Source organism: Vibrio algicola, from assembly GCF_009601765.2.
GTDB lineage: Bacteria > Pseudomonadota > Gammaproteobacteria > Enterobacterales > Vibrionaceae > Vibrio > Vibrio algicola.
Genome location: NZ_CP045699.1, coordinates 688,709 through 709,103 on the forward strand (window position 1 = coordinate 688,709; position 20,395 = coordinate 709,103).

General features: G+C 42.7%; 21 protein-coding genes. 11 read left to right on the forward strand and 10 right to left on the reverse strand.

Annotation, left to right across the window (positions count from 1 at the left end; genetic code table 11):
* Nucleotides 1-36 precede the first annotated feature (36 nt).
* The 3 genes from GFB47_RS03105 to dinB all read left to right on the forward strand — a co-directional run bounded on the left by GFB47_RS03105 (nucleotide 37) and on the right by dinB (nucleotide 2,502).
* Nucleotides 37-1,017 (forward strand): FAD:protein FMN transferase, encoded by a 981-nt coding sequence (locus tag GFB47_RS03105; RefSeq protein WP_407701694.1) that lies wholly within the window; start codon nucleotides 37-39, stop codon nucleotides 1,015-1,017.
* Nucleotides 1,018-1,031: 14 nt separating this feature from the next.
* Entirely contained in the window at nucleotides 1,032-1,265 is a 234-nt protein-coding gene (nqrM, locus tag GFB47_RS03110; RefSeq protein WP_153446486.1) for a (Na+)-NQR maturation NqrM, read from the forward strand.
* A 178-nt stretch (nucleotides 1,266-1,443) separates the two neighbouring features.
* Nucleotides 1,444-2,502 carry a DNA polymerase IV gene (gene dinB, locus GFB47_RS03115; protein ID WP_153446488.1) on the forward strand — a complete coding sequence of 353 codons (1,059 nt, stop codon included), beginning with the start codon at nucleotides 1,444-1,446 and terminating at the stop codon, nucleotides 2,500-2,502.
* 231 nt (nucleotides 2,503-2,733) lie between these two features.
* On the opposite strand, the gene GFB47_RS03120 is transcribed toward dinB, so the two are convergent.
* Nucleotides 2,734-4,206: an aminoacyl-histidine dipeptidase gene (locus tag GFB47_RS03120; protein ID WP_153446489.1), complete on the reverse strand. Its 1,473-nt coding sequence runs from the start codon at nucleotides 4,204-4,206 to the stop codon at nucleotides 2,734-2,736.
* Between the two features lie 118 nt (nucleotides 4,207-4,324).
* Between GFB47_RS03120 and GFB47_RS16680 the strand changes: the two genes are divergently transcribed.
* From GFB47_RS16680 to GFB47_RS03155, 8 genes are all read left to right on the forward strand, one after another.
* Nucleotides 4,325-4,453, forward strand: a complete 129-nt coding sequence (locus GFB47_RS16680; RefSeq protein WP_267904236.1) for a hypothetical protein — start codon at nucleotides 4,325-4,327, stop codon at nucleotides 4,451-4,453.
* Nucleotides 4,454-5,002: 549 nt separating this feature from the next.
* Complete coding sequence (locus GFB47_RS03125; protein WP_153446491.1) at nucleotides 5,003-6,298, forward strand: NCS2 family permease; 1,296 nt, start codon at nucleotides 5,003-5,005, stop codon at nucleotides 6,296-6,298.
* Nucleotides 6,299-6,349: 51 nt separating this feature from the next.
* Nucleotides 6,350-6,814: a xanthine phosphoribosyltransferase gene (gene gpt, locus GFB47_RS03130; protein WP_153446493.1), complete on the forward strand. Its 465-nt coding sequence runs from the start codon at nucleotides 6,350-6,352 to the stop codon at nucleotides 6,812-6,814.
* Nucleotides 6,815-6,999: 185 nt separating this feature from the next.
* Complete coding sequence (locus GFB47_RS03135; protein WP_153446494.1) at nucleotides 7,000-7,278, forward strand: GNAT family N-acetyltransferase; 279 nt, start codon at nucleotides 7,000-7,002, stop codon at nucleotides 7,276-7,278.
* 106 nt (nucleotides 7,279-7,384) lie between these two features.
* On the forward strand, nucleotides 7,385-8,626 hold the full coding sequence (frsA, locus tag GFB47_RS03140) for an esterase FrsA (protein WP_153446496.1): 1,242 nt from the start codon (nucleotides 7,385-7,387) through the stop codon (nucleotides 8,624-8,626).
* A 91-nt stretch (nucleotides 8,627-8,717) separates the two neighbouring features.
* The gene (crl, locus tag GFB47_RS03145) at nucleotides 8,718-9,110 is read left to right on the forward strand and encodes a sigma factor-binding protein Crl (RefSeq protein ID WP_153446498.1); all 393 of its coding nucleotides are present in this window, start codon (nucleotides 8,718-8,720) and stop codon (nucleotides 9,108-9,110) included.
* 175 nt (nucleotides 9,111-9,285) lie between these two features.
* Entirely contained in the window at nucleotides 9,286-10,413 is a 1,128-nt protein-coding gene (gene proB / locus GFB47_RS03150) for a glutamate 5-kinase (protein WP_153446500.1), read from the forward strand.
* A gap of 48 nt (nucleotides 10,414-10,461) precedes the next feature.
* A complete protein-coding gene (locus tag GFB47_RS03155) occupies nucleotides 10,462-11,712 on the forward strand; it encodes a glutamate-5-semialdehyde dehydrogenase (protein WP_153446502.1) in 1,251 nt (416 codons plus the stop codon).
* A gap of 259 nt (nucleotides 11,713-11,971) precedes the next feature.
* Here GFB47_RS03155 and lipA read toward each other — a convergent pair whose 3' ends face one another.
* From lipA to rsfS, 9 genes are all read right to left on the reverse strand, one after another.
* Nucleotides 11,972-12,937 carry a lipoyl synthase gene (gene lipA / locus GFB47_RS03160; RefSeq protein WP_153446504.1) on the reverse strand — a complete coding sequence of 322 codons (966 nt, stop codon included), beginning with the start codon at nucleotides 12,935-12,937 and terminating at the stop codon, nucleotides 11,972-11,974.
* A gap of 5 nt (nucleotides 12,938-12,942) precedes the next feature.
* Nucleotides 12,943-13,650 (reverse strand): lipoyl(octanoyl) transferase LipB, encoded by a 708-nt coding sequence (gene lipB / locus GFB47_RS03165; protein ID WP_153446506.1) that lies wholly within the window; start codon nucleotides 13,648-13,650, stop codon nucleotides 12,943-12,945.
* Nucleotides 13,651-13,857: 207 nt separating this feature from the next.
* Nucleotides 13,858-14,127: a DUF493 family protein YbeD gene (gene ybeD, locus GFB47_RS03170; protein ID WP_153446507.1), complete on the reverse strand. Its 270-nt coding sequence runs from the start codon at nucleotides 14,125-14,127 to the stop codon at nucleotides 13,858-13,860.
* A gap of 179 nt (nucleotides 14,128-14,306) precedes the next feature.
* Nucleotides 14,307-15,494: a serine hydrolase gene (locus GFB47_RS03175; RefSeq protein ID WP_153446509.1), complete on the reverse strand. Its 1,188-nt coding sequence runs from the start codon at nucleotides 15,492-15,494 to the stop codon at nucleotides 14,307-14,309.
* A gap of 116 nt (nucleotides 15,495-15,610) precedes the next feature.
* On the reverse strand, nucleotides 15,611-16,411 hold the full coding sequence (locus GFB47_RS03180; protein ID WP_153446511.1) for a septal ring lytic transglycosylase RlpA family protein: 801 nt from the start codon (nucleotides 16,409-16,411) through the stop codon (nucleotides 15,611-15,613).
* Nucleotides 16,412-16,415: 4 nt separating this feature from the next.
* On the reverse strand, nucleotides 16,416-17,537 hold the full coding sequence (gene rodA / locus GFB47_RS03185) for a rod shape-determining protein RodA (RefSeq protein ID WP_153446512.1): 1,122 nt from the start codon (nucleotides 17,535-17,537) through the stop codon (nucleotides 16,416-16,418).
* A gap of 1 nt (nucleotide 17,538) precedes the next feature.
* On the reverse strand, nucleotides 17,539-19,440 hold the full coding sequence (gene mrdA, locus GFB47_RS03190; RefSeq protein ID WP_153446513.1) for a penicillin-binding protein 2: 1,902 nt from the start codon (nucleotides 19,438-19,440) through the stop codon (nucleotides 17,539-17,541).
* Nucleotides 19,441-19,446: 6 nt separating this feature from the next.
* A complete protein-coding gene (rlmH, locus tag GFB47_RS03195) occupies nucleotides 19,447-19,917 on the reverse strand; it encodes a 23S rRNA (pseudouridine(1915)-N(3))-methyltransferase RlmH (RefSeq protein ID WP_153446515.1) in 471 nt (156 codons plus the stop codon).
* 111 nt (nucleotides 19,918-20,028) lie between these two features.
* Nucleotides 20,029-20,346 (reverse strand): ribosome silencing factor, encoded by a 318-nt coding sequence (gene rsfS, locus GFB47_RS03200; RefSeq protein WP_153446517.1) that lies wholly within the window; start codon nucleotides 20,344-20,346, stop codon nucleotides 20,029-20,031.
* Nucleotides 20,347-20,395 lie beyond the last annotated feature (49 nt).

Here is a 20,395-nt window from a genome sequence, read left to right on the forward strand (position 1 = left end):
CGAGTGAAATACTCGTTGTTAGTCGTGGTTTCTACCATGTTATTAATGGGGTGTTCAAAGCCCGCACAACAAGTGCACTTATCTGGCCCTACTATGGGAACCAGTTATAATGTGAAGTACTTAGTAAGTGATGGTCAACCTTCAGCTAAAGATCTGCAAAAAGGTATTGATAAGGTTCTTGAAAAAGTAAACGATGAGATGTCGACTTATCGTCCAAACTCAGAGCTTAGCCAATTTAATCAGCACCGTAGCAATCAACCTTTCACCGTATCAGAAGATACCGCGACTGTGATTCGCGAAGCATTGCGGATCAATAAAGTGACTGAGGGCGCAATGGATGTCACAGTGGGGCCGATTGTGAATTTATGGGGCTTTGGCCCTGAAGACCGACCGGATCATACGCCAAGTGATGAGAAGCTTGAACAGCGCCGCGCCATTACGGGGATTCAGCATTTACAAGAAACCGGTGATGCCTTAATCAAAGATATTCCAGACCTGTATGTCGATCTTTCTAGTATTGCCAAAGGCCGTGGTACGGATGAAGTCGCGAGTTACTTAGAGTCGATTGGTATTAACGATTATATGGTTGAGGTCGGCGGCGAGATCCGAGCTAAAGGTAAGAACCAGCAAGGCGTGGCTTGGCGCATTGCGGTAGAAAAGCCTGTTATTAATGAACGTGCCGTCGAAAATATTATCGAACCAGGTAATATGGCAATTGCAACTTCAGGCGACTATCGAAACTACTTTGAACAAGACGGTGTGCGTTACTCTCACATCATCAACCCTAAAACTGGAAAACCGATTAATAATAAAGTGGTTTCAGTGACGGTACTAAATCCATCCTGTATGACGGCAGATGGTTTGTCTACCGGGTTAATGGTGTTGGGTGAAGTGGATGGTATCCGCATTGCTAATAAAGAAAATATTCCAGTGTTGTATATTGTTAAAACGAAAGATGGTTTTAAAGAGTACGCATCAGAAGCATTTAAGCCTTATCTTAAAGATAAGCAGAAATAAGCGAGGGTTTTATCATGGCGATATATTTGATCACTTTTTTGGTGTTTTTATTAGTAATAACTGCAATGTCTGTTGGCTATATTTTTCAAAAGAAAGTGGTTAAAGGCAGCTGTGGTGGTCTAGGTTCGGTTGGGGTGGATAAAGTCTGTAACTGCCCCGAGCCTTGTGACGCGCGCAAAAAACGGGAAGCAAAAGCGGCGATCCGTGCGCAAAAGTTAGCTGAATGGGAAAATAACCGAATTCAGTAATATGCGTTATAGCTTATGACTCGATAGCAATGCCCTGATCCTAACATCAGGGCATTTTTTGTGGTTAATTCTTATCCTTAAACTAATGACTATATTGATCGGTCATTAAAAAAATTTAGTTGTTATTTGACCTAGCATAACGCTATGATTGAGACTGTCTTTATATACAGTATTTAATATGGCAAACCGAAAAATTATTCATGTCGATATGGACTGCTATTATGCGGCAGTTGAAATGCGAGACTTTCCTCAATATAAGGATGTCGCATTAGCGGTTGGTGGCAATGAAAAACAAAGAGGCATTATCAGTACCTGTAACTATAAGGCGCGTGAATATGGTGTACATTCGGCGATGCCTACCGCGCAAGCTTATAAACTGTGTCCACAACTGGTGTTAGTGCCTGGACGGATGTCGGTCTATAAAGCGGTTTCAACGCAAATTCGGGCTATTTTTGCTCGTTACACCGCGTTAATTGAACCGCTTTCATTGGATGAAGCCTATTTAGATGTGACTGATTGCACCATGCATCATGGTTCGGCAACGTTGATTGCAGAGGCTATTCGACAAGATATTGAACGAGAACTGAACTTAACCGCTTCTGCCGGGGTCGCACCGCTCAAATTTTTAGCCAAAATTGCCTCCGATCTCAATAAACCCAATGGTGTGGCCGTGATCCCACCAAATAATGTTCAAGCCACTATTGATACGCTGCCGCTCGAGAAAATCCCAGGAGTGGGGAGGGTCAGTATTGCTAAATTACATCAAGCTAATTTATATACCTGTTTGGATATCAAGCAATCTAACTATGCCAATCTATTACGTCAGTTTGGTCGTATGGGCGCGTCACTGTGGCAGAGAAGTCATGGCATAGATGAGCGTGAAGTGGTGGTGGATAGGCCAAGAAAATCGGTCGGGGTTGAGCGAACTTTTAGCGTCAATATTCAGTCTTATGCCCAATGCTGGCAGTTGATAGAACAAAACCTTTATCCAGAGTTAGAGCGTAGGTTAGTTAAAGCCAGTCCAGAGAAAAAGATCTTGAAGCAAGGCATCAAAATGAAATTTGCGGACTTTCAACAAACTACCATAGAACATAACCATCAAGTATTGAATTTAGACGATTTTAAAGGCTTGTTAGAAGCTATTTTGACCCGAGCTAATGGACGACAGATCCGCTTATTGGGATTGAATGTGATGTTAGTTCCAGATGAAATGAACAAACAATTATGCTTGTTATAAATAGATGGTTTTGTACTCAATTTTGAACGATCATTACATTTATGGAATTGGTATTACCAAGTGCCCTAGACGGTTTAAGCGTCTTTTCGAAATAGGTAATTGGGAGAAGCTTTCTAGGGATGTTTCATTTGGTATCAAAGGTGATTTTTGAGTCACTTAGCATAAAAATGCCTCGATAATATATTACCGAGGCATTTGCTTGTGAAGCTGATTAAAAGCTATCGAGCTGTATTATGCTTTTTCTGGGATGTTTTCTAAAATAGCAATCATTTGTTCCCAGTATAGTGCCACAGTGGCGATCTCTACTTTCTCGTCTGGAGAATGTGGGAATTTAATCGTAGGACCAAAAGAAATCATGTCCATTTCTGGGTAAGGTTTTTTGAATAAACCACATTCAAGACCCGCATGGATCACCATGATGTTTGGTTTACGGCCATAAATACCTTCATAGACATCGCGGAATACGTGCATGATTTCAGAATCTGCATCGGGTTTCCAGCCTGGGTAAGCACCGTCCAGTTTTAAATTCGCATCGGCTAATTGAGCCAGAGAAGCTAATGTCCCTTCGACCATCTCGCGACCTGAGTCAATCAATGAACGAATCAAACATAAGATGGTGATTTTGCCAGCTTCAGTGGTGATAACACCCACATTCAAAGAGGTTTCAACCACACCTTCAATTTTGTCATCCATACGGATCACGCCATTTGGACAAGCATTTAAGCTCGCAATAAAGCGCGCTTGGTCTGCTTGACTAAGTGGTGAGAATTGGCTTGTTTCTGCGGTTAATTGTGTTTCAAGTGCGGTTTCTACTTGTCCTAGCTCTTGCTTAACCGTTTGAGTATATTGCTCAAATGCGGCAACCAATTCGGCTTGTTTATTTGCTGGTAGCGCTACAATGGCTGACGCTTCACGCGGGATGGCGTTACGCAGGCTACCACCTTGGAATTCAATCACTTGTAGAGCAAGATCTTGCGCCGATTCAGCAAGGAAGCGGCCTAAGATTTTATTGGCATTGCCACGACCAGTGTGAATATCACAACCAGAGTGACCGCCTTTAAGTCCTTTAACCGCAAGTTTTTGTTGTACTACGCCGTCAGCCAGAGTACTACGTTCAATATCAAATACTAATGAAGCATTTACGCCACCGGCGCAGCCCATGTAAATTTCGCCTTCTTGCTCTGAATCGGTATTTAGTAGGATATCGGCTTCAAGCCAACCTGCTTTTAACCCAAACGCGCCAGTCATGCCCGCTTCTTCATCGATAGTCAGTAAAACTTCTAATGGACCATGCTTAATTTCGTTTGAGGCTAAAACTGCTAGGCAAGATGCCATGCCCATACCGTTATCTGCGCCAAGCGTGGTGCCTTTTGCGGTTACCCAGTCACCATCAATGTATGGTTGAATAGCATCGACTGCGAAATCGTGATCAGTGCCTTCATTTTTTTGTGGGACCATATCAATGTGTGCTTGTAGAGCAACAGTCTTCTTGGTTTCCATTCCAGCAGTGGCTGGTTTTTTGATAATAACGTTGCCGGTTTCATCACGGCGAACTTCTAAATTTTGTTCTTGTGCCCAAGATACGATGTATTGCGCGAGTGCTTCTTCGTGCTTAGATGGGTGCGGAAAAGAACAGATTTTATCAAAGAATTGCCAAACAGGCTGAGGGGATAGTTGGCTGATTTCAGAATGAGTTTTAGACACAAATGACTCCTAATGCGTAAATAGCAGTGGAAAAATAAAAGAACGTTAGAATAATGCACCTTGGATGCAAGGATGTACAGTGGAAATAGGCTGATAATCGTGACTAAACAAGCTTTTTATGATGTCACAACGAGCTAAGATATTGCATTGTTCAACATCGGGTTTAACCTTTGGTGCGTTGTCAGAAGTACGCTCAATTATAGATGGCGATAAGGAAGAGCGCCAACGTACTCATGCGCCTTATTAATAGCCTGGCACATGCTAAACGATGCGAATTTTACCTTGGTTAATATTACGGCAAGATTTACCCGAACATGAAATAAAGCCAGTAAAAATGTTTTTATACTACGAAAACTGGTGATCTAAATCTCATTTCTAACCAAATTGATTATTTAGTAACTTTTCATTGTAATTTAATTACCATTATGTATAATCTCTTCACTCCTTGATATTGGCGATTTTTAGTGTCAATAGCGAATAGCTTATTCAAATTGAGCGTAGTCGATACTTGAGTGGTCGTTTCTTGCTTTTACGGCTTTTCATCCTACGATTTTGATTTGATTATTGTGTTTAAATACCCCTTATATTTTAGAATTTCTCTAGCCATGATGGCTTTTTTAGATTCTACCAACCACCTTTGATAGGTGGTTTTTTTTTGCCTGTTAATAAAATACTCAACGGTCTTAAATTCCGATTGCTTTGTGGCGGTTTTTTTGGAAAAATACACCACATTTTTTATCAATCGGTTGCGCAAACGATTAATTGTGATAAAACGCCAACCTTTAGGAATATAAACATGTTAGAGAAGTACTTTAAGCTGTCGGAACACGGTACCACGATTAAAACCGAAATTTTGGCGGGAATGACCACATTTTTGACTATGGCTTATATCATTTTCGTCAATCCGGCTATTTTATCAAGCACTGGCATGGATCATGGTTCGGTGTTTGTGGCAACGTGTTTAGCGGCCGCGATTGGTTGTTTCATTATGGGGCTTTACGCTAACTACCCAATCGCTCAAGCGCCAGGCATGGGTTTGAATGCCTTCTTTACTTACACTGTTGTACTTGGCATGGGGCATACATGGCAAATGGCATTAGCGGCGGTATTCTGCTCTGGTGTTTTATTTATCCTATTAAGCTTATTTAAGATCCGTGAGTTGATCATTAATGCTATTCCAGTTTCACTTCGCCTAGGTATTTCAGCGGGTATTGGTTTGTTCTTAGCGCTCATCGCACTAAAAAATGCCGGTATTGTGGTGGGTAACCAAGCCACATTAGTCGGTGTTGGTGATCTGACCTCGATCCCTGCCATTCTTGGCGCAGTTGGTTTTATTCTGACGATTGTTTTAGTACAACGTGGTTATCGCGCTGCGGTTATGATTGCCATTTTAGCCACCACGGCTTTAGGTATTTTGGTCGGCAATGTTGAATATCATGGCGTGGTTTCTATGCCGCCAAGTATTGAACCGACTTTCTTACAATTAGATTTCTCGGCGATGACAGATGTCGGTATGATTTCTGTGGTGTTTGCTTTCTTATTTGTCGATTTATTTGATACTGCCGGCACTTTAGTCGGTGTAGCAAATAAAGCAGGCTTTATCGGTAAAGATGGTAAAATCCCACGTCTTAATAAAGCATTATTATCAGACTCAACCGCCACCGCAATTGGCGCATTGTTAGGTACATCCAATACCACATCATTTGTTGAGAGTACCGCTGGCGTTGCAGTCGGTGGCCGTACAGGTCTAACCGCGGTAACCGTTGGTGTTTTATTCTTATTTGCATTATTCTTTTCGCCATTAGCTGGAATGATCCCTGCTTATGCGACCACTGGTGCATTATTTTACGTTTCAATCTTGATGATGTCTGGCCTTGTTAATATTAAATGGGATGATTTAAGTGAAGCAGCTCCGGTTGCGGTAGTTTGTCTCCTTATGCCGTTAACTTTCTCTATCGCCGAAGGTATTGCGATGGGATTTGTCACTTACGCTGCGATTAAATTGCTGAGCGGTAAAGCGCGTGAAGTGCATATTGGTGTTTGGATCCTAGCAGCTATTTTCTTGTTGAAAATTGCTCTCACTGGTGCGTAATTTATTTACGGATCAGAAACATAACTATAATTGAAAAAACAGGTTTTTATTATGAGTACTAAATTTATCGTAACTTGGGACAATATGCAGATGTATTGTCGTCAATTGGCAGCTAAACAAATGCCAGCTGAACAGTGGAAAGGTATTGTTGGCGTGAGCCGTGGTGGTTTAGTTCCTGCGGCAATTTTGGCGCGTGAATTAGGCATCCGATATGTCGATACTATTTGTATCTCAAGCTATGACCATGATCACCAACGAGAAATGAAAGTACTTAAAACCATTGAAGGTGATGGTGAAGGTTTCTTGATCGTCGATGATTTAGTCGATAGCGGCGATACTGCTCGTCATATTCGTAAATTGTACCCGAAAGCCAAGCTTATCTGTGTGTGTGCTAAACCTGCAGGTCAAGAATTGGTTGATGATTACATTGTCGATATTGCGCAAGATACATGGATTGAACAACCGTGGGATATGACTCTGCAGTTTGAAGAGCCGGTTAATCGTAAGCAAAAATAATCGATACCCTTTAATTATTTTGGGTATTACGCTCTGGTTACTTAAAGCGGCAGTTTAAGTCTTAGGGAACGAAGTATTTAATTACTTGAAAAGCCTCATTAACGATACTAACTCGTTAATGAGGCTTTTTTATTGTTATGATGAAGCATGTTGTGAATAGAAGTAGAAATCACGGAGATAGGAATATGGCTAACTTTACTCATGATCCTAAAGTGGGTCGCTATCAAGTTGAAGTGGTGAGCGATCATTGGGCGCATCTCGATTATCATCGCAATCAAAATACTCTGGTTATCACCCATACCTTTGTGCCAGATGAGTTGCGTGGTCAAGGTTGCGGTAAGATTTTAATGGAAACAGTATTGGCTGATATTGACGCGACAGGTCATAAAATCTTGCCAGTATGCCCTTTTGTTGAGGTTTATATTCAACGCCACCCACAATGGCAACATCTGCTAACCGATTAAGTTAATGTAATGGCAGGTTTTCAGGTAAAATCATGCTCATCAATGGAGTGTCACCATTGCACTTAGGCGCTGAGGTATAAGCTTTACTAGCGAAAGGACGTTTACCGTGGAAGAGAAAAGTAAAAACATATCAGAATCGTTGTTTAAAAAGCATCATCATGCGAGTGAAACTTCCAGTTTGGTTCAATACTTGTCTGAGAGCCAAACCTTATTAGAGGCAACTCAAGAGCGAACGCAAAGCGCTTGGTATCGAACCTTGCGTCGGGTGCAATGGAGTTGGCAAGGATTGGATCCGATTGAAACAGAATCAGTGCTCGCTCGAATCGCAAGCTCGGCTAATCATCACCAAGATTCGCCTTGGTTGGATACCATTGCCGGTTACCGCCCAGGAAATTGGTCTTATGAGTGGACACAGCAAGGTATGTCACACCAAATAAAAGCCAATGGATTAAAAGGGGAAGGGGCTTCCAATCAATGGTATCTCGCCAGTTTATGTTTCAGTATCGCCAGCTACCCTCATTTGAATACCGATACCTTATCGCTACAAGCACAAATTTTGGTGAATAAAGCCTACTCAGAAGCGATGGAACACAGTCAATATATAACTAAAAAACTGTCGATCCCTTTTGAAAATAAAAAAATTGAAGCGAACTTACACCTTCCTCATACCGAACGACCATTACCCGTTGTGATTGTTTGTGCCGGTATTGATAGTTTACAAACCGATATGTGGCGTATTTTCCGTGATTATCTTGCTGAGCATGAAATCGCGATGTTAACCATAGATATGCCAGGTATTGGCAGTAACACCAACTGGAAGTTAACCGAAGATTCTTGTCGGCTGCATCGCGCGGTATTGCATGAGTTACGCAATATTCCTTGGGTCGATCATTTTAAAGTTGGCTTATTAGGCTTACGTTTTGGTGGCAATATACTGACCAGAATGGCATTTTTAGAGCAAGAGAAGGTGCACGCTTGCGTCTCACTCGGGGCGCCTATTCATGGTTTACTATCTACACCAGATAAATTTGCCCAAATGCCCAAAATGCATATTGATACCCTAGCATCGCGTCTAGGTAAAAAAGCGATAGATATTCCAAGTTTAGCCAAGCAGATGAGCGCTTGGTCTTTGAAATCGCAAGGGATCCTATCCAGTCGTAGTACGCCAGTGCCTATTTTAGCCTTGGGTTTAGAGGGGGATCCGGTCGGCAGTAAAGAAGATAATCAAAGTGTTGCTCGTTTCAGCCAAGGTGGTAAAGCGATGCAATTGAGTAGCAAGTCAATTCACCAAGGGTATGAGCAAGCGCTCAAAATTGCAGTTGATTGGTTAAAAGATGCGCTTAAGTAGTGACAAGTATAAGTAAACCGTTAACATGGATGTAAATGATTGATGCAGCAAATGATTGCATCAAATAATAATAAGAAAAGGGAGAAACACTATGACCGATATTGCTGCGGGTCCAACACATTTTCGTCTATTGAGTGCTTTAAGGGCTGTGGGGCCTTACTTGAGGGAATCAGATTGCCAGCCTGGCTTGTATTTATTTGATTGTTTATCAGTTTGTGTTGATGAAACCAAATCACCAGAATTACGAGAGTTTTGGGGGTGGTGGTTAAAGCTCGAGCGCGTTGAGCAAAATTTTGTGGCCAATTACTCTTATGGCAAATATGACGAAAAAGGACAATGGCTTGATCTTTCGGTTCCAAACAATGCGCAACCAGAAGTCGAGCGCACACTGGACGCCTTTCATAAAAAAATTGAAGCTGTATTGGTGACTCAATACGGTTTTACCATTAGTTCACATCAAGATTCCGTCGCAACTGAGTCTTAATAAAAAGCATAATCGAGTGTGATAGGTTGTTTTTTAGCTCTTAGCTCGAAATATTCTCAATAAAGGCGCATTGTTGCGCCTTTTCTGCTTGTGAAATTCGGTTTGTATTGATAAAACAAAGGGTATATCTAATATAGGTGTTTTCACCTTAACGTTAACCTTTGACAGGAAATCCATGTCTGCTCAAACACAGCATAAATCTCATACGATAGTGGTTAAGCTTGGTACTAGTGTACTGACTGGCGGATCGCTGAAAATCAATAAAGCGCGTATGGTTGATCTGGTTCGCCAATGCGCGATCCTCAAACAACAAGGCCACAAAGTGGTGGTGGTATCTTCTGGCGCGATCGCCGCAGGGCGTGAACATCTTGATTACCCCGCCTTACCGAATACCATGGCGAGTAAGCAATTGCTAGCCGCGGTTGGTCAAAGTCGTTTGATTCAAGTGTGGGAATCCTTGTTTGAGCTCTACGATATTAAAATTGGTCAAATGCTACTAACCCGCGCCGATTTAAAAGATCGTGGGCGTTTTCTTAATGCGCGAGATACCGTCAATGCATTAACGGAGCAAGGGATCATCCCGATCGTGAATGAAAATGATGCGGTATCGATTTCAGAAATTAAAGTTGGCGATAACGATAACTTATCGGCGTTAGTGGGGATTTTATGTGGCGCAGACAAATTATTATTATTAACCGATCAATCGGGGCTTTTTACTGCCGATCCGCGTAAAGACCTTAATGCGGAGCTGATCCGTGAGGTTAAAACCATTGATGAAACATTACGTCAAATTGCCGGTGGCAGTGGCACTACGTTAGGCACGGGCGGTATGGCAACTAAACTGCAAGCGGCAGACATTGCTCGTCGTTCTGGTATTGAGGTGGTGATTGCCGCAGGCAGTAGCCCGAATGTGATTTTAGATGCATTGAGCGACAGCCCGCAAGGCACACGCTTTCTACCACTGCAAGAATCGCTAGAAAACCGGAAACGTTGGATTTTAGCCGGCCCTGCTTCGGTTGGTGATTTGGTGATTGATGCTGGCGCGGCCAAAGCGGTGATTGAGCGTGGTAGCAGTTTATTGGCCAAAGGCATTACCGGAGTACAAGGAAATTTCTCGCGGGGTGATGTGGTTCGTCTGCGTGATCAAGTCGGACAATTACTGGCCAAAGGTATTGTGAGTTATTCCAATTGCGAATTAGAGCAAGTGATTGGTAAGCATAGTAAAGATATTGAAGCAATCCTAGGATATGAGTATGGTTCCACCATTATTCATCGGGATGATCTGGTGGTGATCCAGGAATAAAACGTCAGGCTGTTGCTGGCGAGAATACAATCAAATTAGGGAAAAATTGTGGACTTAATCAAGATGGGCCAAGCGGCCAAAAAAGCTTCATTTCAATTAGCAACCGCGCCTACCGCGCAAAAAAATAATGCTCTGGCTATTATTGCCGATGAACTTGAAAGTAATGCCACCGCCATCTTAGCGGCGAATGCGAAAGATATTGAACTAGGTCGCGCTGCCGGTTTGACCGATGCGCTACTTGACCGCTTATTACTCAACCCACAACGTTTAGCGGATATCGCGGCAGATGTACGTAATGTGATTGGTTTGAACGATCCGGTTGGCAGTGAAATTGACAGTAAAATGCTCGAAAACGGCATGTCATTAGCGCGTCGTCGCGTCCCTCTTGGGGTGGTTGGGGTGATCTATGAAGCTCGCCCTAATGTGACCATTGATATTGCCGCACTGTGTCTTAAAACCGGTAATGCCAGTATTTTGCGTGGTGGTAAAGAAACCTTTTTCTCGAACGTGGAACTGGTGAAAGTGATCCAAGTGGCGTTAGAAAAAGCCGGATTACCTGCCGCATCAGTGCAATATATTGAAAAACCGGATCGTGAATTAGTCTCACAATTATTAAAGTTAGATGATTATGTCGATATGATCATTCCTCGTGGTGGCGCGGGTTTGCATAAAATGTGCAAAGAAAACAGCACCATTCCTGTGATCATTGGCGGCTTTGGTATCAGTCATATCTATATCGACGATAGTGCCGATTTAGCCAAATCAGTGGCTGTGGTTGAAAATTCAAAAGCGCAGCGTCCATCAGCGTGTAATTCATTGGATACTTTGTTGGTGCATGCAAGCGTCGCGGCGGAATTTTTATCGCAGCTGACGGATAAAATCAATCAACAAGTGACTTTTGTGGTTGCCGATAGCGCCAAAGCTTTTTTAAAGCAAGCCGATAACAAACGTGATGCAGTAGACGGCGATTTTGATACCGAATGGTTAAGCTACACGCTAGGCATTAAAGTAGTGAAAAATATTGCTGAAGCGATTGAGCATATGCAAGTACATAACGCCAGTCACTCCGATGCCATCATGACCGAGTCGTTACGTAATGCTGAGTTATTTATTAATTCAGCAGGTTCGGCGGCTGTGTATGTTAATGCCTCTACACGCTTCACTGATGGTGCTCAGTTTGGTCTAGGAGCCGAAGTTGCAGTATCGACCCAGAAGTTGCATGCACGCGGTCCTATGGGCCTAGAAGAGCTAACCAGCTATAAGTGGGTAGGAAAAGCGGATTACTTGATCCGTAATTAAACTTAAAATCAAATGGACAAAAAAAAGCCCAAATCAAAACGATTTGGGCATAAAACAATTTTAGGAATTAATATGAAAAAGCAGAAGTAGGATAAGTTTTGGTTAACTTGACGGCCTGTAACCAAAACCAGAATCTTGCTTGCTACATATAATAGGACTCGGCTTTTTTAGATAAGTTCAAAATTAAATGAAAAAAATTGAAAAAAGGCGAAAGATAGATAATACCTTTCGCCTTTTTAGTGTTCAATTAACGATAAATCTATTTTATTTCAATGCCTTGTGCTTGCATGTCTGCATGGTAACTAGAGCGAACAAATGGGCCACAAGCGGCGTGAGTAAAGCCAAGATCAAGTGCTATATCTTTTAATTCATCAAATTCAGATGGCGGAACATAACGTTCAACCGGAAGATGATGACGGCTAGGCGCCAGATATTGACCCAAGGTTAGCATCGTCACGCCATGTGCACGTAAATCTTTTAAGACTTCGACGATCTCTTCTTTAGTTTCTCCAAGTCCCATCATGATGCCAGATTTAGTCGGAATATCAGGGTGCTGCTGTTTGAATTTTTGCAGCAACCGCAGTGACCATTTGTAATTGGCGCCTGGACGAGCACGGCGATATAGGCGCGGCGCAGTCTCAAGGTTGTGGTTAAATACATCTGGCGGATTATCGTGCATAAGATCCAGAGCCACATCCATACGACCACGGAAATCGGGAACTAACGTTTCGATCTTAATGTGTGGGTTTTGTTCACGAATGGCTTTATTACATTCAGCAAAGTGTTTGGCTCCGCCATCGCGTAAATCATCACGGTCAACCGAGGTGATCACCACATATTTTAGCTTCATATCTTTGATGGTCTGAGCCAGTTTTTGCGGTTCGTTGCTTTCTGGTGCATTAGGGCGACCATGAGCAACATCACAGAACGGGCAACGGCGAGTACAAATCGCGCCTAAAATCATAAAAGTTGCGGTGCCGTGATTAAAGCATTCGGCAAGGTTAGGGCATGAGGCCTCTTCACACACAGAATGAAGATCATTTTTACGCATCGCCGCTTTGATTTCTTTAATGCGGGTACTGTCGGATGGCAGTTTGATTTTCATCCATTCAGGTTTACGCAAAACCTCGGCTTTTTCTACCACAACGGTTTTGGTGGGAATGAGTGCCATTTTATCCGCGTCACGATATTTAACGCCTTGTTCCATTTGAATTGGTTTGCTCATGCTACCTACTTATCAAAGCTTATGCTTTTGTGGGTGTATTCAACCTGGTCGTAACCAAGTAACTCGGTAATTTTTTTGATTAAAATAGATTGTACTTCAGGTACGCTATCTGGGCCGTTAACATCTTTCACTTGTACCATTTCCATGCCCGCGTAGCCACAAGGGTTGATGCGAAGGAAAGGGGTAAGATCCATATTAACGTTAAGGGCTAGTCCATGAAAAGAGCACCCCTTGCGAATACGTAAACCCAGAGAACATATTTTTCTATCGCCAACATAAACGCCTGGTGCGTCAGGATGGGCAGTAGAATCAATATCAAAATTGGCTAAAGTTTCAACCACAATATTTTCGATATGCGTGACCAATTCACGCACACCAATTTTTTTGCGGCGTAAATTGATCAAGAAATAAGCCACGATTTGACCTGGGCCGTGGTACGTCACTTGACCGCCACGGTCACTTTGCACCACTGGGATATCGCCAGTATTGAGTAAATGTTCTTGTTTACCTGCTTGGCCTTGAGTAAATACAGGGTTGTGCTCAACCAACCAGATTTCATCAGGGGTTAAGCTATCACGTTGATCTGTAAATTGGTGCATATCTTGCCAGACAGGCGCGTAGTCTTGCCTACCTAGTTGGCGAACGATCAATTGTTGTTCAAGTGGGCCAGTAACCGGACTGTGATTGATGGTTGGATCGGCTTGATGCTGCATACCTCGTTTATCCTTAATCCGTCCGACTGTTTAGTCGGCTTCCATGTAAAAAGAGAGGGTGATACTGATTATCTATACTCAAGTACGACGGGTATAAGTTTTGGCGTATTATAACCCCCTTTAGTTGGCGTCACTAGAGGTCAACGATAAGGGGTTATTTTATAGTGTAGAAAGTGAGTCTAGCGACCCATAAGCTCAGGCTTAGACTTAAAGCACCATACGCACGATGTCGATCTCGCCTAATTCTTTATACAGTATCTCTACTTGCTCAATCGATGTGGCAGTAATACTAACCGATACCGCATTGTAAGTGCCTTTTGCGCTAGGTTTCACACTTGGACTGTAATCACCCGGTGCATGTTTTTGGATCACTGCAAGGATCAGATCTGGTAGCTCTGGCTTGGCATAGCCCATGACTTTAAAGGTAAATTTGCACGGGAATTCAAGTAAATCTTTTAGGGTTGCTTGTTCTTGCATGGGGGACTCCAAATAAAACATTGAGCTTGTATGGCGAAATAATAATGCTATTAGTGTGAGATCACAACTTTATGAGCTTATATGTAATAACGATGTGATCGATTATCAAGGGGGTGATCGAAAAAAGCCACCGAAGTGACTTTTTTAATAAAGCGAATCATTTATTCTAAGTGGAATGTTTAGAACCAGCTTTTAAATAATAACACTACGTAATCAACTAAACGGCTGAAAATACCGCCTTCTTTTACGTCTTCTTGTGCAACTAGTGGGTATTGAGCGACATCCTTACCATTTAATTGGTAGAACAATTTACCCACCACTTGGCCTTTCTTAAGTGGTGCTTTTAATTCTTTATCAAGAACAAAGCTAGCGGCTAAGTTTTTCGCTTGACCACGAGGCACGGTGACATGGGTATCTTCGCTCACACCTAAAGAGACTTCGCTCTTATCGCCCATCCAGATTTTCTCTTTAACGAACTCTTCGCCAGCTTTATGTGGTGAAACGCTTTCAAAGAATCGGAAGCCGAATTGAAGTAGTTTTTTACTTTCTGCTTTACGCGCATTTTCTGTTTTAGTGCCCATTACAACCGATACTAGGCGCATATCGCCTTCAGTTGCTGAAGTGACTAAGTTATAACCTGCACCACTGGTGTGACCGGTTTTAATGCCATCCACGTGCATGCTTTTATCCCAAAGTAGACCATTACGGTTATATTGGGTGATGCCGTTGTAGGTAAATGATTTTTGCGAGTAGATTTTGTATTCTTCTGGCACATCGCGAATAAGTGCTGCACCTAAAATAGCTAAATCGTGGGCAGTTGAGTAGTGCTCATCGTTATCAAGACCATGAACGTTCATAAAATGTGAATTTTTCATGCCAATCTTTTGTGCCCATTGATTCATTAAATCAACAAATGCATCTTGCGAACCAGCAATATGTTCAGCCATTGCAACACAAGCATCATTACCTGAATCAACGATGATGCCTTGGTTTAACAAATCAACGCTGATGGTTTTACCTACTTCAATGAACATCTTTGATGAATCAGGGAAGTTTTTCGCCCAAGCTGCATTACTAATGACAACATCGTCATCACGAGAAATGCTACCGGATTTAATTTCTTGACCGATCACGTAGCTAGTTAACATTTTAGTTAAACTGGCTGGGTGACGACGTTCATCCATATTTTTTTCAGCTAAAATTTTACCTGAATGGTAGTCCATTAAAATATAACTAGCCGCGGCAATATTAGGAGCATTCGGTACAACAATAGGATCAGAAGCTAAAGCACTCGCCGAGATAAGCGATGCTGATAATGCCAATGATGGGATGAGTATAGTCTTTAGATATTTAGCAGTATTTTTCATGAGATATAGGCATCTATTAGTATAGGTGGACGTAAACTGTCCGTATCTTAGCAGATTCATTTGCGTAAATCAGATATGGATTGTGTTTTTCTAAAATGAAAATAAAACTCAATTGCTTATTTTCGTGTTTGGTGTTTCATAAATGCAGTTTGATAGCCTGAACTTTGTAGTTTGAGTAGCGCCGCATTGGCAGCGTCTTGATCTTTCCACGGCCCAAGCATAATGCGATTTATTTTGTTTTGAGTAACAACGCTATAAGGTGCTGAGTAGGTTTGACCAAGTTGTTTGGCTAAAGTTTCCGCTTTATTTTTATTAGAGATGGCAGCCACTTGGATCAGGTATTCATCTTTAGAATAGGCTTGATCGACTTTGGTTTTTGGCGTAGTGATGTATTCCACTTTTACCGGCGCGGTGCCCGCTTGATACACACCAAGTTTGTAGGCAGCAGCATAACTTAAATCAATAATGCGACCTTCATGGAAAGGACCACGGTCGTTGACTCGCACAATCACGGTTTTGCCATTGTCAGTATTGGTGACTCTGACATAGCTTGGGATTGGCAAGGTCTTATGCGCAGCCGACATCGAATACATGTCATACACTTCGCCGTTAGAGGTTAAATGGCCATGAAATTTTTTGCCATACCAAGACGCATAACCGGTTTGGGTGAAGCCCTTAGTCTCTTTAACGATCTTATAATCTTTTCCACGCAAAGTGTAATCACGGTTGCCACTACGACTAAAAGGTTCATAGCGAGGATGCGCGTCTTCCACATGAGAGACAGAAAGGGGCTTTTGTGGTGCTACATCATCACTTAGCTTATAGCGATCGTTTGATGAAGAACAGCCCGCTAAAATCAACAGCACGCTAATTAGTGCATAGCTAGTCAAACGTTTAAGATATATCGTCAGTGTCATTAATTTAGTTCGCCTTTGAAAGCATTTTACGATGAGTATGAATCGACATTAAGATACCGAAACCTGCCAATAGTGTCACCATGGAAGTACCACCGTAACTGATTAATGGCAAAGGTACACCGACCACGGGTAAAATACCACTGACCATGCCCATATTGACAAATACATATACAAAGAAGCTTAAAACAATACTGCCACCCATCATGCGACCAAAAGCGGTTTGTGCTTGAGTGGCAAGATATAAGCCGCGCGCAATAATAAATAAATACACCGCCAGTAAAATACTGACGCCTATGATGCCCCATTCTTCTGAGATCACTGAGAAAATGAAGTCGGTATGACGCTCGGGTACAAACTCAAGTTGTGATTGTGTGCCATGCAGCCAACCTTTACCGGTTAGGCCACCCGAACCAATGGCGATTTTACTTTGAATAATATGATAACCGGCGCCAAGAGGATCGGACTCTGGATTAAATAAGGTTCTCACTCGCACTTTTTGGTACTCGTGCATTAAGAAGAACCATAAAATTGGAATAAAAGCGCCAACGGTTATTGCCGCTGCTGAAATGATCTTCCAACTAATGCCGGCTAAGAAAATAACAAAAATACCCGATGCGGCAATCAATATTGAAGTACCAAGATCCGGTTGCTTGGCGATTAAAATGGTCGGGACAAAAACCAGAACCAGAGATATGACTAAGGTTCTAAACGTCGGCGGTAGGGCTTGTTTACCAATGAAACGAGCCACCATTAAAGGTACCGCGAGTTTGAGTAATTCAGAAGGCTGAAAACGTACGACGCCTAAGTCCAACCAACGCTGTGCGCCTTTAGAGCTTTCTCCAAAGAAAAGTACTCCCAGTAATAAGACAACGCCCATGACATATAAAATAGGCGCTAATGATTCAAAGGTTCTTGGGGTGATTTGCGCTAAAAATAACATCACACCAAGAGATAGCAGCATACGCATTGCTTGGCGATCCATCATCTCGGGATTTTGACCGCTGGCGCTGTACATGATCACCAGCCCAATCCCCATTAAAAGTAGGATCCCGAGTAATAAAGGTAGGTCGATATGCAGTCGTTCAAAAAAAGAGCGATTTTTGCCGTTTGATAAGTTCATACCCATATTATTTTTTATCCTTAGCGGATTCGTCTTGGTCTTTACCTAAGATAATGTGATCGAAGATTTTTCGTGCTACCGGGCCGCCGACTTTGGAGCCGCCGCCCGCATTTTCAAATACCATGGAAACGATGACTTGTGGCTTTTTAAGTGGTGCAAATCCCATTAATAATGCATGGTCACGAAGGTGTTCTGCTACTTCACTGGCTTTATATTTCTCACCTTCTTTAAGTCCATATACTTGAGCTGTACCCGATTTTACTGCTGGCTGATATGGAGTGCCATAAAATGCGCGTCGGGCGGTACCACGACTGCCGGTTGCGACAAGGTGCATGCCTTCTTCCGCTATATTCCAAGTAGACTCTTTTACCCCTGTAATCGATGGGAATGTCTTGATCGGGCTTAAAACAGGTTTTGGGTTTGGTTGGGTTTTATCTATGGTGGCACGCAGCAAATGCGGCGCGCGCACTTTACCATGTGAGACTAACACCGATAATGCTTTAGCTATTTGCATTGGAGTGGCGGTCCAATAACCTTGCCCTATACCTACCGGAATAGTGTCGCCTTGATACCACTGGACCCTATGACGAGCAAGTTTCCAGTCGCGGGTTGGCATGTTAGCGCTGCTTTCTTCATGCAGATCGATACCGGTGAGTTCACCATAACCAAATTTATTCATCCAAGTTGAAAGACGATCAATGCCAAGGTCAAACGCCACTTGATAGAAAAAGGTATCGACCGATTCTTCTAGTGCCTTTCTGACATTCACTACCCCATGTCCCCAGCGGCTCCAGTCACGGTAACCTTTGTGGTTGCGTGCATGAGGAATATACCAAATACCCGGATCATTACGAGTGGTTTGTGGAGTGATCACCCCTTCGGTTAACGCCGCCACTGTAATTAAAGGTTTTACCGTTGATGCGGGTGGGTAAATGCCTAACGTGGCACGGTTTACCAATGGACGGTTAGGATCGTTTAGTAATTTGCTATATGCCTTACTACTGATCCCATGCACAAACGCATTAGGATCGTAACTAGGACTTGAGACCATGGCCAACACACCATTATCTTTGGGATCCAGAATAATGATCGCACCACGGCGGTGGTCCATTAAATGGAAGGCATATTGTTGTAAGTCGATATTCAAATTGAGCACAATATCTTTGCCCGGAATGGGCGGTACGTATTTTAAGGTGCGGATGATGCGTCCACGACTGTTGACTTCAACTTCTTGATAGCCGGATGTCCCATGTAAAACATCTTCGTAATAACGCTCAATGCCTAATTTACCGATATCATGAGTATCTTGGTAATTGGAGATTTTGTCTTCTTCGGTTAAGCGGCGAATATCTCTATCGTTGATGCGAGAAACATAACCTAAAACATGAGTTAGAGTGGAGCCATAAGGGTAGTAGCGCTTCAATGCTGCGGTCACTTCAACCCCTGGAAATTTGTATTGCTGCACCGAAATTTTGGCCACATCTTCATCGCTGAGTTGGGTCAGAATAGGAACCGATTTAAAACGTCTGGTTTGACGGCGCTCTTTTTGGAATGCTTCAATTTGTTCGTCAGTAATAGGAATAATTTTACGCAGTTCGGCGATGGTTTTATCCAAATCTTTTACTTTTTCAGGGGTGATTTCCAAGCTGAAAACAGGGCGGTTAGAGGCCAGTAATTTTCCGTTACGATCATAGATAAGACCACGATTTGGCGCGATCGGAACGATCTTGATACGGTTATCATTTGAGCGAGTTTTGTAGTCTTGATATTGCTCTACTTGGATGTAATACAAATTGGCGAGCAAGATCCCAACCAAAGCTAAGATACCAATAAACGCCACGATTGCACGGCGAGTAAAGAGTTGAGCTTCAGCGGTATAATCACGTATTTGGCTACGTCTACGTCTCATTCTAGATTATTCTCGGTGGTAAGGATGATTGGCGGTTACGCTCCAAGCGCGGTATAAGCTTTCGGCCATGATCACGCGAACTAGTGGATGTGGTAGCGTCAGTGGCGATAATGACCAACTTTGATCGGCTGCTGCTTTACATGCTGGCGCTAACCCTTCAGGGCCTCCGATTAAAATAGAAACATCACGGCCATCAAGTTTCCAGGCATCTAATTGCGCAGCCAGCTCTGGTGTGTCCCAACGTTTTCCTGGAATATCCAATGTAACAATGCGGTTGCCTTTAGGTACTGCTGCCAACATCGCTTCGCCTTCTTTTTGTAAAATACGCGCGATATCAGCATTTTTACCACGTTTTCCGGCCGATATTTCGATAAGATCGAATGGCATATCACTCGGAAAGCGTCGTTGGTATTCATGAAAACCAGTTTCAACCCATTTAGGCATTTTGGTTCCGACGGCAATGAGTTGGATCTTCATGGCGATGATTCCGTAGTGTTTTGTATAATCAGGTATGACGGGGTATCAATGAGCATGCTCGGTTTAGTCAAGAGAAAGCATACTCATTTATGTTGAATTAAAGGTGTAGTTTTAACTCCACAGCTTCTCTAATTGATATAATTCACGATACTGTGGTTGCATCACATGCACCATCACATCACCAAGATCGACGACAACCCATTCACCTTCTTCTTCGCCGTCCATACCTAATACTGCTACACCGGCTTCTTTGGCTTCACTTGCAACATTTTCAGCGATAGAAGCGACGTGACGTTTAGAGGTGCCAGTACAGATAATCATAAAATCCGTCACGCTTGATTTGTCCGTGACATCCAAAGTGATCATATCTTCGGCTTTCATGTCGTCGGCTTTGTCGGCTAAAAAAGCTTTTAGTTCATTGATTTGCAAAGTGAAACCTCATTTATTTAATAATAGTCACGCAAATTAAGTTGCGCTG